Raw genomic sequence first — 13,165 nt, 5'->3', positions numbered from 1 at the left:
TGAAAGGCAACACCCGTGACTGTTGACATCGACAAGACGCCGGCTGACACGCCCCCGGCCGGGCCGGAGGCCATCAAGGCCATCCCGGTCCGGCACTACGGGCGGTACGTCTCCGCCGTCGTCGCCATCACCCTGCTGGTCGGGGTCGTGTACGCGTTCGCCCAGGGCAAGATCAACTGGGGCGCGATCCCGGACTACTTCTTCGACGACCGCATCCTGGACGGCGTGGGCAAGACGCTCCTGCTGACCGTGCTGTCCATGCTGATCGGCATCGTCGGCGGCGTCATGCTCGCCGTGATGCGCCTGTCGAAGAACCCGGTGACCTCGTCGATCGCGTGGTTCTACATCTGGTTCTTCCGCGGCACCCCGGTCCTGGTGCAGCTGATCGTCTGGTTCAACCTGGGCCTGGTCTTCGAGTACATCAACCTCGGGCCGTTCTACAAGGACGAGTGGTCGGACTTCATGACCCCGTTCCTGACGGCGCTGCTGGGCCTCGGGCTCAACGAGGCCGCGTACATGGCGGAGATCTGCCGTGCCGGTCTGCTCTCGGTCGACGAGGGCCAGACCGAGGCGTCGCACGCGCTGGGCATGAGCCACGCCAAGACGCTGCGCCGGATCGTCATCCCGCAGGCGATGCGCGTGATCGTGCCGCCGACGGGCAACGAGGTCATCAACATGCTGAAGACGACCTCGCTGGTCTCGGTCGTCCAGTACCCAGAGTTGCTGCGAGCGGCCCAGGACATCGGCCAGACCTCCGGCGCGCCCGCCGAGATGCTGTTCCTGGCGGCGGCCTGGTACCTGCTGCTGACCTCGGTCTTCAGCGTCGGCCAGTACTACCTGGAGCGGTACTACGCGCGTGGTTCCAGCCGGTCCCTGCCGGCCACGCCGTTCCAGAAGATCAAGGCGAATCTGCTGTCCCTGTCCAACCGCTCGGCGTCGACGGGAGGCACCGCATGACCGCCATGGTCAAGGCCGAGGGCGTTCACAAGTCCTTCGGTCCCGTAGAGGTCCTCAAGGGCATCGACCTGGAGGTGAAGTCCGGCGAGGTGTTCTGCCTCATCGGCCCCTCCGGCTCCGGCAAGTCGACCTTCCTGCGGTGCATCAACCACCTGGAGAAGATCAACGCCGGCCGCCTGTACGTGGACGGTGAGCTGGTCGGCTACCGCCAGAAGGGCGACAAGCTCTACGAGCTGAAGGACAGCGAGGTCGCGGTCAAGCGCCGGGACATCGGCATGGTCTTCCAGCGCTTCAACCTGTTCCCGCACATGACGGCCGTGGAGAACGTCATGGAGGCGCCGGTCCAGGTCAAGGGCGTGAGCCGGAGCCAGGCCCGCACGCGCGCCCAGGAGCTCCTGGACCGGGTGGGGCTGGCCGACAAGGCGGGCAACTACCCCTCGCAGCTCTCCGGCGGCCAGCAGCAGCGCGTCGCCATCGCCCGGGCCCTGGCCATGGACCCGAAGCTGATGCTGTTCGACGAGCCGACCTCGGCGCTCGACCCGGAGCTGGTCGGTGACGTCCTCGACGTCATGCGCGACCTGGCCGAGTCCGGCATGACGATGATCGTCGTCACGCACGAGATGGGCTTCGCCCGGGAGGTGGGCGACAGCCTGGTCTTCATGGACGGCGGCGTGGTGGTCGAATCCGGCCACCCGCGCGAGGTGCTCACGAACCCGCAGCACGAGCGGACGAAGTCGTTCCTGTCCAAGGTGCTCTGACGGTACGCACGGCGAGGGGGCGGTACGGAATCTCCGTACCGCCCCTTCGTTCCTCTGCGCCCGCTCTACCTCATGGCCAGCAGCAGGGTGTCCGAGGGCGAGCACCACACCGGCCTGGCCTCGCCGAAGCCCTTCTCGCGCAGCATGCGCGCGTGCCACTGGACCGACGGCATGTCGCCGTCGGCGTGGTCGCCGTAGATCTCGTAGCGCCGGGCCGTGGGTCCGGCGAGGACCGGGTCCTTGGCTGCGAGCTGCCACCACTCCGTCCAGCCGAGGACACCGGATTCCCTGGCCTGTTCCATGCGGGCGTGGCGCTGGGCCCGCTCGGCGGCGTTGATCCGCGGCGTCGACTCGTCGATCATGTGGTCCGCGTTCATGAAGACACCGCCGGCGCGGACGAGTCCCGCGACCTGGCCGTAGAGGTCCGCGAGGGGTTCCCGGTGCAGCCAGTGCAGGGCCGTCGCGGTCAGGACGGCGTCGTACGAGTCGTGCGGCAGCCGCGCCGGCCAGTCGGGGTCCTTCAGGTCGGCGGTGACCAGGGTGACCCGGTCGTCACTCGCGAAGGTGCCCTCGGCGATGGCGAGGAGCGCCGGGTCGAGGTCGACGCCGGTGCTGGTGGCGTCGGGGAAGCGGGCCAGCAGCCGGGCCGTGATGGTGCCCGTGCCGCAGGCGAGGTCGAGGACACGCGGGGCGGTGCCCACGGTGGCCTCGACCATGTCGAGCATGATCCGCAACCGCTCCTCGCGGTCGGGCAGGTACCACTCCTGCTGCCGGTCCCAGCTCTCCTGCCAGGCCTGCCAGTCGGCGGTGGTCGTCGTGATGTCCGCGTCCGTCATCGAGCCCCTTCCTCGTAATACCCTGGAAGCACCATCAGCTGTTACAAGTGCGCGCTCACGACCCTAAAGCCCCTCCGTAAGGACTACAAGTGGAACTGGCCTATTACTCGGACTATGCCGTGCGCCTCGTCAACACCGAGGAACCGGCCCGGGGCAAGGACGCCCTGACGTCGGTCGAGGCCGTCCGCGATCTGTTCGGGCCCAGCCAGTCGGCGGCCCGCCGTGCCACCGACGCGGACGTGACCCGCTTCCGCTCGGTCCGGGCCCGGCTGCGCGCGGTCTTCGAGGCGGCCGACGCGGGCGAGGAGAGGCTCGCCGTCGACCTGCTGAACTCGCTGCTGCTGGAGTTCCCGGTGAGCCCGCAGGTCTCCGGGCACGACGTCCGGGACGACGACGGCCGCCCCCTGTGGCACATGCACCTGGCGGACCACCCGTCGAACGCCACGGCGGGCTACGCGGCGATCGCGGCGATGGGCCTGGCGTTCCACCTGACCGAGTACGGCGTGGACCGCCTCGGCCTGTGCGAGGCCGCACCCTGCCGCAACGCCTACCTCGACACCTCCACCAACCGTTCCCGGCGCTACTGCTCCGACCGCTGCGCGACGCGGGCCAACGTGGCGGCCTACCGCGCCCGCAAACGCCTGGAGGCCGACCGGTCGGAGAGGACCGGCCTGGCGGCCGACAGCGCCCAGCCCAGCAGCGCCCAGGGCGACCTCCGGCCGGACCCGCGCGGCCGGTAGCGGAACCGGACCCGCCCCAGCACCAGGTCGTCGGGGACGACGCCGTAGTCGGTGCTGTCGCCGCCGGCGTACGCGTTGTCCCCGAGCACCCACCAGCCGCTCTCGCGCCGTTGGGCCACCCGCTTGACGACCAGCAGGTCCTGCTGGAAGGGATGCCGCAGGACGACGACGTCCCCGGGCCTGACCCGGCCCCCGTAGTGCACCAGGAGCCGGTCCCCGTGGTACAGCGTGGGCACCATGGACGGCCCGGTCACCTCGGCCACCCCGAAGGGCGGGGCGGGCCTCCCCCGCTCGGACTCCTGCGACAGCTCCGGCATCACCCGGCACCTCCCCGGTTCTTCCTCCACCAGTCTCAGTCTCACCCCGGACTTTTGTCCTAAGCCCATGGGGGCACCCGCGAAAAGCCGTCCCTCACGGAGTAATGTCCCCTGTGAGAAGACGATCACGAGGAAGGAATGCTCCATGCTTTCCCGCCTGTTTGCCCCCAAGGTCAAGGTCAGTGCTCACTGCGACCTTCCCTGCGGTGTGTACGACCCCGCCCAGGCCCGCATCGAGGCGGAGTCGGTGAAGGCCGTGCAGGAGAAGATGGCCGCCAACGACGACCCGCACTTCCAGGCGCGCGCCACCGTCATCAAGGAGCAGCGCGCCGAGCTCGCCAAGCACCACGTCTCGGTGCTCTGGAGCGACTACTTCAAGCCCCCGCACTTCGAGAAGTACCCGGAGCTGCACCAGCTGGTCAACGACACCCTGAAGGCCCTCTCGGCCGCCAAGGGCTCGACCGACCCGGCCACCGGCCAGAAGGCTCTGGACTACATCGCCCAGATCGACAAGATCTTCTGGGAGACCAAGAAGGCCTGATCGCCTTCGTACGGCGAAGGGGCCCGACCGAGAACCGGTCGGGCCCCTTCGTCATGGGCGTCGTCTGCTAGTGGAGCTGAGGGACGATCAGGTAGATCCCGTACGCCACCACGGCCGCGCAGGCGAGGAAGCACAGGACGGCCTGGGTGAGGCCGAGGGCGAAGGTGCCGCCCCGCAGGGCGCGGGTGCCCTCCAGGCGGGCGAGGCCGAGGACGCCCAGGGCGAAGACGACGACCACGGCGACGGTCGCGCCGACACTCACCGCGGCGACCTGGCCGAGTGCGGTCCAGTCCAGATGCATGTCGATCCCCGTCGCTCAGGCGGCCGCGCCGACCTTGGCCGGCGGCTCGGTGCGGATGCTGACTTCGTGTGCGTCGTTGACGTTGTGCGCGTGCACCGGGTTGCGGCGCGAGATGACCACGATGCCCGCGGCGAGGGCCGCGCCGACCATCGCGACGACCGCAGTGCCGAGGTCCCCGCCGTTCTGCACGACTGCGGCGGCCAGCCCCCCGACCAGTGCGGCGGCGGGCAGGGTGATCACCCAGGCGACGGCCATCCGGCCCGCGACGCCCCAGCGGACCTCCGCGAGCCGGCGGCCGAGCCCCGCGCCGAGGATGCTCCCGGAGGCCACCTGCGTGGTGGACAGGGCGAATCCGAGGTGGGCGGAGGTCAGGATGACGGTCGTCGAAGCGGTTTCGGCGGCGAACCCCTGCGGCGACTGGATCTCGGTGAGGCCCCTGCCCATCGTGCGGATGATCCGCCAGCCCCCGAGATACGTGCCGAGGCCGATGGCGAGGCCCGCGGACGCGATGACCCACAGGGGCGGGCCGGCGTCGTGGCCGAGCGCGCCGGCCGAGATCAGGGTGAGGGTGATGACGCCCATGGTCTTCTGCGCGTCGTTCGTGCCGTGGGCGAGCGAGACGAGCGAGGCGGAGGCGACCTGGCCGATGCGGAAGCCCCGGGTGACGGAGTCCTTGCCGGCCCGGTCGGTGAGCCGGTAGGCGAGGTAGGTGGCGAGCAGCGCTGCGACACCGGCCACGACAGGTGAGGCCACCGCCGGCACCAGCACCTTCTCGACGACCTTGCCGAAGTGGACGCCGTGGCTGCCCGCCCCGACCCACACGGCCCCGATCAGCCCGCCGAACAGTGCGTGCGAGGAGCTCGACGGGAGACCGACCAGCCAGGTCAGCAGGTTCCACAGGATCGCGCCGACCAGCCCCGCGAAGATCATGCCCGGGGAGACGAGGGTGTCGTCCACGATGCCGCCGGAGATGGTCCTGGCGACCTCGGTGGACAGAAAGGCACCGACGACGTTGAGGACGCCGCTGATCAGGACCGCCGTACGGGGAGCGAGCGCGCCGGTGGCGATGGACGTGGCCATCGCGTTCGCCGTGTCGTGGAAACCGTTGGTGAAGTCGAAGGCGAGTGCGGTGACGATGACGACCGCCACGAGGAACGTGATGTGGTCCATTCCTGAATGCAAACAAGCGCGGGCCAATGCACGGGGAACGGTACGGCAAAGGCTGGTCAAGGTTCACGCAGGTGGCGGCGGTGCGCCCGTCTACGATCGCGCCCATGAGGATCAGCTGGACGTACGCCTTCATCGACCGCCCGCGTGACGCCTTCGGCACCGCCTGCGACTTCTGGACGGCGGTCACGGACACCCGCCTGTCCGCACCGCGCGGTGAACACGACGAGTTCGTGACCCTGCTCCCCACGTCCGACGGCGCCGACGCGTGCGTGAAGGTGCAGGCGGTGGGTCCGGGCCCGGGCGGCGCGCACATCGACTTCTGCGTCGACGACGTACCGGAGTTCGCCGCCGCGGCGGTGCGGCGCGGCGCGGATGTGGTGGCCGACCTCGGGTCGCTCGTGGTGCTGCGCTCGCCCGGCGGGCAGTTGTTCTGCGCGGACCCCTGGCGCGGGCAGTCGTCGCGCCCGGGCGTGGTGCGGGGCAGCCGGCTCGACCAGGTGTGCCTGGACGTCCCGTCCTCGGCCTACGACAGGGAGGTCGGCTTCTGGAGCGCCCTGCTCGACGGCTGGGAGTCGCTGCCGGGCGCTCTCCCGGAGTTTCACGTGGTCAAGCCGCCGCCGGGCCTGCCGGTCCGTCTGCTCCTGCAACGCCTCGGCGAGGAACGCCCGGCATCCGCCCACCTCGACCTCGCCTGCGCTGACGTCGCGGCGACCCGGGCGCGGCACGAGGCGCTCGGGGCCGTCTTCGTGTCCGGCTTTTCCGGCTGGACGGTGATGCGCGATCCGGCGGGCGGCACGTACTGCCTGACGACCCGGGATCCGGTGACGGGCGGACTGCGCGGCCAGGAACGCTGACGGACGTCCGTTGAAGAAGGGGCGGCGTTCGGTGCGTCCGTGGCGGCGCGCGTGTGCGGGGCGATCCGTCAGCCCCGCTTGGTATACGTCCCGTACGCGCAGTCCGCGGCCCCGGCGCCCTCGGGCGTCGGGCAAGGCGGCAGGTCCGGGGGCTCGTAGGGATTCGTCCGCTCCCAGACGTACGGCCCCGCGGGCTCGGCCGAGTCCTGCATCCACAGCGTCAGGCCGCCCGTGACGGCCACGATCAGCGCCCACCCGATCACCACGCCGGGCCACACCGTGCGACGCCGCTCCCCCGGAATGCCCATGCTTCACACGCTAGTCGCTCAACCGCGCCGCCCGGGCCCGGAGGTAGCGCTGCTCGGGCAGGCTCAGGGTCTGTGCGGCGGCCGACTCGTAGGCGGCGCGGGCGGCTTCCGGCTCGCCCACCCGCTCCAGCAGATGGCCGCGCACGGCGTCCAGACGGTGCCCCTTCAACTCCCCCTCCAAGGCGTCCACTTCGGTCAGCCCCGCGCGCGGGCCGTGGACCATGGCGACGGCGACCGCGCGGTTGAGGCGTTCGACCGGGCCGGGGAGCAGACCGACGAGGACGTCGTACAGGCCCAGGATCTCGGCCCAGTCGGTCGACCCGGGCGAGGGCGCCTCGTCGTGCACGGCGGCGATCGCGGCCCGCAGCTGGAACGGCCCGGGGCGGCCCCGGGACAGGGCCCGGGTGACCAGTGCGACGCCCTCCTCGATCGCCGCCCGGTCCCAGCGGCCGCGGTCCTGCTCGTCGAGGGGGATCAGCTCGCCGCGCGGTCCGCCGCGCGCGTCGCGCCGGGCATCGGTCAGCAGCATCAGCGCGAGCAGACCGGCCACCTCGCAGTCGCCGGGCAACAGCCGGTGGACCGCGCGGGTCAGCCGTACGGCCTCCCCTGCGAGGTCGCGGCGCTGGAGCGCGGCGCCGGACGTGGCGGTGTAGCCCTCGTTGAAGATCAGGTAGAGGGTCTGCAGGACGGACGGCAGCCGCTGCTCCCAGCGGTCCGGCCGGCCGAAGCGCACGCCCCGCACCTTCTGCTTGGCCCGGCTGACGCGCTGGGCCATCGTCGACTCCGGGACCAGGCAGGCCCGCGCGATCTCCGCCGTGGTCAGACCACCCACGACACGTAGCGTGAGCGCGATCTGCGCGGACGGCGACAGGTCCGGATGGCAGCACAGGAACAGCAGCGAGAGCGTGTCGTCCTCACGGGGCGCCCGCTCCCCCGGTGGCGGCGCCGTGAAGGCGTCCCGGGGCGTGAGCGCTGCCGCCCGCTCCTCGCGCTGCCGCCGGGCCTGATCACTGCGCAGTGCGTCGGTGAGCCGCCGCGAGGCGACCTTGATCAGCCAGCCGCGCGGATTGCCGGGCACCCCCGCTTCAGGCCACTGCCCGGCCGCCGCGAGCAGCGCCTCCTGTACGGCGTCCTCGGCGGCGTCGAAGTGCCCGTACCGTCTGACCAGCGCACCGAGGACCTGCGGCGCGTCGCGGCGCAGCAGGTCCTCGATCTCCGGTGGGTTCCTCACCCGTGTGACCCCGTGTGTCCGTCGGCGTCGGCCGGTTCGTCAGATGTCCCCGGAACCGTCCATGATCGGGCGGATCACGACGGGGTAGTCGGGGGCGCCGGCCGGCTGGGGGCAGCGGGCGACACGGTCGGCGATCTCCGTGACCCGCTCCAGACTTTCGCACTCCAGGACCCAGTAGCCGGCCAGCAGCTCCTTGGTCTCGCTGTACGGGCCGTCGGTGATCACGGCCTTGCCGTCGTCGCCGAGGGTGACGTGCCGGGTCTGCGCCGGCTCGGCCAGGCCCTGCCCGTCGACGAGCTCGCCCGTCTCGGCCAGATCGTCGTTGATGGCGCCCATGTAGGCGAACATCGTCTGCAGCTCCTCCTCGCTCCAGGCCGGGGAGTGCGCCGACGCCTTGCCGCGCATGGCGTCGTAGTCCGCCTGTGTGCCCTGCACCATGACCAGGTACTTCATCAGTCCGCTCCTTCGGCTCTCACCGCCCCGGCGGGCGGCTCTTCACAGGGGACGTCGGAGCCGGGCCGCGCATCTCGACACGGGCTCAGGGATTTTTGGCGGCGGTGTCTCCGGAAGCCGGTTCGAGCGGGGTCGTGGCGGGCGGGGCGGTATCGCCGGGGACCGCGGGGGCAGGCCCGGGCCGGGTGCCTTGGGCGGTGCGGCCGCTGTCGGCGCCCTGCGTCTCGCAGGCCCCGCACTCGGGGTTGCGGCACGGGCCCGCCACCCAGCGCGGGACCCAGGTGCCCAGCGTCTTATGACGCCGGACGACCGTTTCCACTGGCTGTCCGCAGTCGGGACAGACGTATCCTTCGCTGCCCATGTCCTCAGAGTAGGCCGGTCGTGGGCTCAACGCTTCCTGCTGTACGTGCGCACCAGCGCGCCGTTGCCGAACGTGCGCACCGACTCCAGGGCGAACTCATCGCCTGTCCCCTCGACGGCTTCATCGGTGACCCGGGCGGCAACGGGACCGCGATATCGCGTTTCGCCGACGACGAGTCATCGCCTACCTCAAGGCGGAATACCCGAAGACCCTGCCCACCCAGGCCCGCCGGGCTTTCGGCGTCGACGACCTGCCCAAGCTTCCGCAAGCCGGTCCGACCCTCTTTTTCTCCGGCCCTGTTGGAGCTACGTCCGGAAGCCACCCGGCGTCCCGTGCCGTCGGCCTCCTACACGTGGCCGGCCCGGAGAGCGGGACCGCCGAGACGTAGGCGGAGCGTCCGCGAGGTCGCGTCGTCCGCCCGGGAGGAGACACCGGACGAAACGGCTGCTCGTCGGCGCACGGCAGCTGCCGCACGCGCCATACGGCCTAGGCGGGCCGCTGAGGCCTGGGCTCCCGCCACATCGGCCACATCGACGGACCGTCCGGCAGGTTGAGGGCCGGGCCGGCCGGCTCGAATCCCAGGCGCTCGTACAGGTTGCGGCTACGGACGTTGCTGGCCTCCAGGTAGGCGGGCAGCCCTTCACGGTCGCAGCGGTCGAGGACGGCCTCGATGAGCGCGGTGCCGATGCCCTCGTCCTGGCGGCCGGGGGCCACACCGATCATCCACAGGTACTCGTGGGCCCGCCCCGTGGGATGGACGGCGGCCACCAGCCGGCCGATGCTCTCCACACGCTCGTTGCCCGGGTCGACGGCCTCCCGCACCTGGGCCGGACCCTCGTCCTCCGCGTCGTCGTGGCCTTCGTCGGCAGGCATGGAGAGCCACAGCGCGCAGGCCGAGCCGTCCTCGGTGACGTCTATGCGGCCGGCCGCGAGCACGATGTCGGTGAAGGCTGCCATGAGCCGGGGGTGCTTGGCACGGCGGTCCTCCACGCGGGGGAAGACCCAGCCGCTCACCGGGTCGTCCTGGAACGCCTCGTCCAGAAGCCGGACGATCAGCTCCCTGTCCTCTGCGCCCGCCGTCCGGATGGCCACACCCATGCCGCACCCCTTCGCTCGTCCCGACGGGCGTTGATCGTAGGGGCGTTGGCCCTCACGGAGGGGTGCGGGCAGGATCTTGGCGCGATCCGATCGAACGTGTGCCCAAACTCGACGGATGTGGCGAGGTGGCGGGCCCCGCAGACCGTGGGGCAGTGCGGGACCCGCCGACCGGATGCCGACGGCCGTGCGGGGTCAGGAGCCGCACGGCCCCGGCGCTCCGGAGTCCTGCCCTTCGGTCACCCGAAGGGACGTTGCTGGTGCGGGCGGTCTTCTGCGGTTGCCGCCGTAGCGCTCACTGTTGGGGCCGTCCACCGGGCGGCCCGTCAACTGCTGCGCCGGGTCACGAACTCGGCGAGGGCGAGCAGGCCGCCCGCCGCCTCCGGGTCCGGCACCGCCCGGGCCAGCTGCTGCATCGCCCGGGCCATCCGGTCGGCCGCCTGGCCTTGCGCCCAGTCACGGCCGCCCGCACGCTCCACGGTCAGGGCGATGTGGTCCAGGTCCTCCTTCTCGCTGGTTCGTGCGTACAGCTCGGCAAGTTCGGCCGCCGCCGGTGTGCCGGAGGCGAAGGCCGCCACCACCGGCAGCGATTTCTTCCGGGCGGCCAGGTCGGCACCGGCGGGCTTGCCGGTGCGGCGCGGGTCGCCCCATATGCCGATGACGTCGTCGATGAGCTGGAAGGCGAGCCCGGCCTCCCTGCCGAACGCGTCCAGCGCCGCGACTTCCTCGTCCGAGGCACCCGCGTACAGCCCGCCGATCGCGCACGCACTCCCGATCAGGGCACCCGTCTTGGCCTCCGCCATGGCGAGCACCTCGTCGAGCGTGACCTCGCCTGGGGCGCACCGCTCCATGGCCGTGTCCGCGTGCTGGCCCGCGCACAGTTCCACCACGCAGTCCGCGAGCCGGGCGGCGGCGGCCGAGGACGCCGGGTGCGGATCCTGGGCGAGCAGCCGCAGGGCCAGCGCCTGCAGGGTGTCCCCGGCGAGGATGGCGTCGGCGTCGCCGAACACGGTCCATGCGGTGGGGCGGTGGCGGCGGGTGGTGTCCCGGTCCATCACGTCGTCGTGCAGCAGCGTGAAGTTGTGCACCAGCTCCACCGCGGCGGCCGCCCGAGCCGCCCCCGCCCGCGCCTCGGGCCCGCCGAGGGCGGCCGCCGCGGCGAGGACCAGCGCGGGCCTGATCGCCTTGCCGGAGCCCCCGTCCGCCGGGGTGCCGTCGGCCTGCTCCCAGCCGAAGTGGTGGAGCGCGACCCGGCGCATCGGTGCGGGCAGCGAGCCGAGCGCGGCCCGCAGCACCGGGTCGACCTCCGCCCGGGCCCGCTCCAGCAGCATGACCGCCTCGTGCCCTTCGGCCGGTTGCGGCCCGCCGTCCCCCTGTGTCCCGATGCCCCCCTGCCTTTGCGGAGCCCCGGCCGACGGCCGGGGTTCGGCGCCGCGCTGCCCGCCGCGGGCGGGCTGCGTCGTCCCCCTCCTGGACTTCGTGAGGGACTCACCCATGGGACCGCCTCGGAGAATGAGCGGACGGTGGCGCTTCCGCTGCCGCTGGGCTCGTACCCCGAGGGTGTACCCGCCCGGACGGGCGGGGACACGGCCGGCGTGCCGGCAGCGTCACCGCCAGCGGCCGATCTCGACGTTCTCCAGGACGCCGAGTGCGTCCGGTACCAGCACCGCGGCCGAGTAGTAGGCCGTGACCAGGTATTTGATGATGGCCTGTTCGTTGATGCCCATGAAGCGGACCGACAGGCTCGGCTCGATCTCGTCGGGGATGCCGGAGGCACGCAGACCGATGACGCCCTGGTCGGCCTCGCCGGTACGCAGGGCGATGATGGACGTCGTACGGGCGTCCGAGACCGGGATCTTGTTGCACGGGAAGATCGGCACACCGCGCCAGGTCGGGATGCGGTTGCCCGCCATGTCGATGGTCTCGGGGACCAGCCCGCGCTGGTTGAGTTCGCGGCCGAACGCGGCGATGGCGCGCGGGTGGGCGAGAAGCATCTTGGTGCCGCGGCGCCTGCTGAGCAGCTCGTCCAGGTCGTCCGGCCCGGGCACGCCGTCGTGCGGCTGGATCCGCTGGTCGTACTCGCAGTTGTGCAGGAGCCCGAAGTCGCGGTTGTTGATGAGCTCGTGCTCCTGGCGCTCCTTCAGCGCCTCGACCGTCAGCCGGATCTGCTGCTCGGTCTGGTTCATGGGCTGGTTGTAGAGGTCGGCTACGCGCGTGTGGATGCGCAGCACGGTCTGGGCGACGCTCAGTTCGTACTCACGGGGCCGGGCCTCGTAGTCGACGAAGGTGTGCGGGATGTCCGGCTCGCCGGAGTGGCCGGAGGAGAGGTCGATCTCCTTCTCGCCGTACTTGTTGGAGCGCTGCGAGGGGATGGAGCGGCGCTGCTGGAGGTGTTCGCGCAGGGTGTCCGACCGCTCCGCGATCTGCTCGAACTCCTGGCGGGGCAGCACGAGCACGGTGCACGCGGTGAGGGCCCGGGCGGTGTACTCCCAGATCGCGTCCTCGTTCAGCAGCGCGTCATCACCGAAGTAGGCACCGTCGGCGAGGACTCCGAGGGACTCGTCCTCCCCGTACGGTCCCGTACCGACCTTCTCCACCCTGCCGTGTGCCAGGAGGTACACCTCGTCGGACGGGCTGCCGAACGAGGCGATGACATCGCCTGCCGGGATCTCCCGCTGCTCGCAGCGGCGGGAGATCTCGAAGAGCACCTCCTCGTCGTCGTACGACCGCAGCGCCGGGAGCTCGCCCAGCTCGGCGGGGATGATCTCGACGCGGTCGCCGGTCTTCACGAACGTCAGCCGGCCGTCGCCCACGGCGAACGTCAGCCGCCGGTTCACCCGGTACGTACCACCCTGGATGTCGACCCACGGCAGCATCCGCAGCAGCCAGCGGGAGCTGATCTCCTGCATCTGTGGCACGGACTTGGTCGTGGTGGCCAGGTTCCGCGCGGCCGCCGTGCCGAGACTCTGCTGCGGCTTGGTCTGCTCCGTGCGGACCTCTTCGCCTACCGACATAGAGAACTGCCCTCCCGGTTGTGACCGACGCCCATACGACCCGGGCATCGATGTGCACGAGCAAGCCTTCCTCACTCGACGTCGCGGTGCTATTACACGAAAGAGCGGGAATGGATCTTTGCGCCGCTGGGCAGAGGGGGCCCGTCACGGCGTTCGAAGGCACGCGCGTCCGCGACCGGGCTGGGGGTGTCCGGCCCCAGAGCCTCCCGTCGGTCCCCGCGCTCCCTCC

Annotated in this window: 16 protein-coding genes; 5 read left to right on the top strand and 11 right to left on the bottom strand. The window is 71.4% G+C overall.

Going from position 1 to position 13,165, the window contains the following annotated elements; all coding sequences use genetic code 11:
* Positions 1-15: 15 nt before the first annotated feature.
* Positions 16-957 carry an amino acid ABC transporter permease gene (locus A4E84_RS27010; RefSeq protein ID WP_062929025.1) on the top strand — a complete coding sequence of 314 codons (942 nt, stop codon included), beginning with the start codon at positions 16-18 and terminating at the stop codon, positions 955-957.
* Positions 954-1,715 carry an amino acid ABC transporter ATP-binding protein gene (locus A4E84_RS27005; protein WP_033313541.1) on the top strand — a complete coding sequence of 254 codons (762 nt, stop codon included), beginning with the start codon at positions 954-956 and terminating at the stop codon, positions 1,713-1,715. Before A4E84_RS27010 ends, A4E84_RS27005 begins: the two co-directional genes overlap by 4 nt.
* A 65-nt stretch (positions 1,716-1,780) precedes the next feature.
* Here the strand turns inward: A4E84_RS27005 and A4E84_RS27000 are convergent, their stop codons facing one another.
* Positions 1,781-2,551 (bottom strand): class I SAM-dependent methyltransferase, encoded by a 771-nt coding sequence (locus tag A4E84_RS27000; RefSeq protein ID WP_062929024.1) that lies wholly within the window; start codon positions 2,549-2,551, stop codon positions 1,781-1,783.
* A gap of 89 nt (positions 2,552-2,640) precedes the next feature.
* On the opposite strand from A4E84_RS27000, the gene A4E84_RS26995 reads away from it, so the two are divergent.
* Positions 2,641-3,291, top strand: coding sequence for a CGNR zinc finger domain-containing protein (locus tag A4E84_RS26995; protein WP_062929023.1), 651 nt, complete (start codon positions 2,641-2,643; stop codon positions 3,289-3,291).
* On the opposite strand, the gene sodX is transcribed toward A4E84_RS26995, so the two are convergent.
* Positions 3,174-3,608: a nickel-type superoxide dismutase maturation protease gene (sodX, locus tag A4E84_RS41245; protein WP_159029622.1), complete on the bottom strand. Its 435-nt coding sequence runs from the start codon at positions 3,606-3,608 to the stop codon at positions 3,174-3,176. The genes A4E84_RS26995 and sodX overlap by 118 nt on opposite strands.
* Before the next feature lie 145 nt (positions 3,609-3,753).
* Here sodX and sodN point away from each other — a divergent pair, with 145 nt between their 5' ends.
* Positions 3,754-4,149, top strand: coding sequence for a superoxide dismutase, Ni (gene sodN / locus A4E84_RS26990; protein ID WP_031140564.1), 396 nt, complete (start codon positions 3,754-3,756; stop codon positions 4,147-4,149).
* 67 nt (positions 4,150-4,216) lie between these two features.
* Here sodN and A4E84_RS26985 read toward each other — a convergent pair whose 3' ends face one another.
* Together A4E84_RS26985 and A4E84_RS26980 are read right to left on the bottom strand one after the other, a co-directional pair.
* The gene (locus tag A4E84_RS26985) at positions 4,217-4,450 is read right to left on the bottom strand and encodes a hypothetical protein (RefSeq protein WP_062929022.1); all 234 of its coding nucleotides are present in this window, start codon (positions 4,448-4,450) and stop codon (positions 4,217-4,219) included.
* Between the two features lie 15 nt (positions 4,451-4,465).
* The gene (locus A4E84_RS26980) at positions 4,466-5,620 is read right to left on the bottom strand and encodes an inorganic phosphate transporter (RefSeq protein ID WP_062929021.1); all 1,155 of its coding nucleotides are present in this window, start codon (positions 5,618-5,620) and stop codon (positions 4,466-4,468) included.
* A 104-nt stretch (positions 5,621-5,724) separates the two neighbouring features.
* On the opposite strand from A4E84_RS26980, the gene A4E84_RS26975 reads away from it, so the two are divergent.
* Positions 5,725-6,474 carry a VOC family protein gene (locus A4E84_RS26975; protein ID WP_062929020.1) on the top strand — a complete coding sequence of 250 codons (750 nt, stop codon included), beginning with the start codon at positions 5,725-5,727 and terminating at the stop codon, positions 6,472-6,474.
* Between the two features lie 68 nt (positions 6,475-6,542).
* Here the strand turns inward: A4E84_RS26975 and A4E84_RS26970 are convergent, their stop codons facing one another.
* The 7 genes from A4E84_RS26970 to A4E84_RS26945 all read right to left on the bottom strand — a co-directional run bounded on the left by A4E84_RS26970 (position 6,543) and on the right by A4E84_RS26945 (position 12,936).
* Positions 6,543-6,782 (bottom strand): hypothetical protein, encoded by a 240-nt coding sequence (locus tag A4E84_RS26970; RefSeq protein ID WP_063827518.1) that lies wholly within the window; start codon positions 6,780-6,782, stop codon positions 6,543-6,545.
* 10 nt (positions 6,783-6,792) lie between these two features.
* A complete protein-coding gene (locus tag A4E84_RS26965; RefSeq protein ID WP_062929018.1) occupies positions 6,793-8,013 on the bottom strand; it encodes an RNA polymerase sigma factor in 1,221 nt (406 codons plus the stop codon).
* A gap of 39 nt (positions 8,014-8,052) precedes the next feature.
* The gene (locus A4E84_RS26960) at positions 8,053-8,466 is read right to left on the bottom strand and encodes a YciI family protein (protein WP_062929017.1); all 414 of its coding nucleotides are present in this window, start codon (positions 8,464-8,466) and stop codon (positions 8,053-8,055) included.
* An 85-nt stretch (positions 8,467-8,551) separates the two neighbouring features.
* Entirely contained in the window at positions 8,552-8,827 is a 276-nt protein-coding gene (locus A4E84_RS44760; protein ID WP_079129132.1) for a hypothetical protein, read from the bottom strand.
* Between the two features lie 486 nt (positions 8,828-9,313).
* Entirely contained in the window at positions 9,314-9,925 is a 612-nt protein-coding gene (locus A4E84_RS26955) for a GNAT family N-acetyltransferase (RefSeq protein WP_062929016.1), read from the bottom strand.
* 323 nt (positions 9,926-10,248) lie between these two features.
* A complete protein-coding gene (locus A4E84_RS26950) occupies positions 10,249-11,418 on the bottom strand; it encodes a family 2 encapsulin nanocompartment cargo protein polyprenyl transferase (RefSeq protein WP_062929015.1) in 1,170 nt (389 codons plus the stop codon).
* 111 nt (positions 11,419-11,529) lie between these two features.
* Complete coding sequence (locus tag A4E84_RS26945) at positions 11,530-12,936, bottom strand: family 2B encapsulin nanocompartment shell protein (RefSeq protein ID WP_062929014.1); 1,407 nt, start codon at positions 12,934-12,936, stop codon at positions 11,530-11,532.
* Positions 12,937-13,165 lie beyond the last annotated feature (229 nt).

The sequence above is a fragment of the Streptomyces qaidamensis genome, assembly GCF_001611795.1.
Lineage (GTDB): Bacteria > Actinomycetota > Actinomycetes > Streptomycetales > Streptomycetaceae > Streptomyces > Streptomyces qaidamensis.
The sequence above is the reverse complement of the archived record's forward strand: the minus strand, read 5'-3'. Positions and strand labels throughout refer to the sequence as shown.

What these genes read in the sequence shown, in the direction of transcription:
- A4E84_RS27005 (WP_033313541.1), top strand. Translation starts at nt 954, where the DNA reads ATGACCGCCATGGTCAAGGCCGAGGGCGTTCACAAGTCCTTCGGTCCC.
- A4E84_RS27000 (WP_062929024.1), bottom strand. Translation starts at nt 2,551, where the DNA reads ATGACGGACGCGGACATCACGACGACCACCGCCGACTGGCAGGCCTGG.
- sodX (WP_159029622.1), bottom strand. Translation starts at nt 3,608, where the DNA reads ATGCCGGAGCTGTCGCAGGAGTCCGAGCGGGGGAGGCCCGCCCCGCCC.
- sodN (WP_031140564.1), top strand. Translation starts at nt 3,754, where the DNA reads ATGCTTTCCCGCCTGTTTGCCCCCAAGGTCAAGGTCAGTGCTCACTGC.
- A4E84_RS26985 (WP_062929022.1), bottom strand. Translation starts at nt 4,450, where the DNA reads ATGCATCTGGACTGGACCGCACTCGGCCAGGTCGCCGCGGTGAGTGTC.
- A4E84_RS26980 (WP_062929021.1), bottom strand. Translation starts at nt 5,620, where the DNA reads ATGGACCACATCACGTTCCTCGTGGCGGTCGTCATCGTCACCGCACTC.
- A4E84_RS26975 (WP_062929020.1), top strand. Translation starts at nt 5,725, where the DNA reads ATGAGGATCAGCTGGACGTACGCCTTCATCGACCGCCCGCGTGACGCC.
- A4E84_RS26970 (WP_063827518.1), bottom strand. Translation starts at nt 6,782, where the DNA reads ATGGGCATTCCGGGGGAGCGGCGTCGCACGGTGTGGCCCGGCGTGGTG.
- A4E84_RS26960 (WP_062929017.1), bottom strand. Translation starts at nt 8,466, where the DNA reads ATGAAGTACCTGGTCATGGTGCAGGGCACACAGGCGGACTACGACGCC.
- A4E84_RS44760 (WP_079129132.1), bottom strand. Translation starts at nt 8,827, where the DNA reads ATGGGCAGCGAAGGATACGTCTGTCCCGACTGCGGACAGCCAGTGGAA.
- A4E84_RS26955 (WP_062929016.1), bottom strand. Translation starts at nt 9,925, where the DNA reads ATGGGTGTGGCCATCCGGACGGCGGGCGCAGAGGACAGGGAGCTGATC.
- A4E84_RS26950 (WP_062929015.1), bottom strand. Translation starts at nt 11,418, where the DNA reads ATGGGTGAGTCCCTCACGAAGTCCAGGAGGGGGACGACGCAGCCCGCC.
- A4E84_RS26945 (WP_062929014.1), bottom strand. Translation starts at nt 12,936, where the DNA reads ATGTCGGTAGGCGAAGAGGTCCGCACGGAGCAGACCAAGCCGCAGCAG.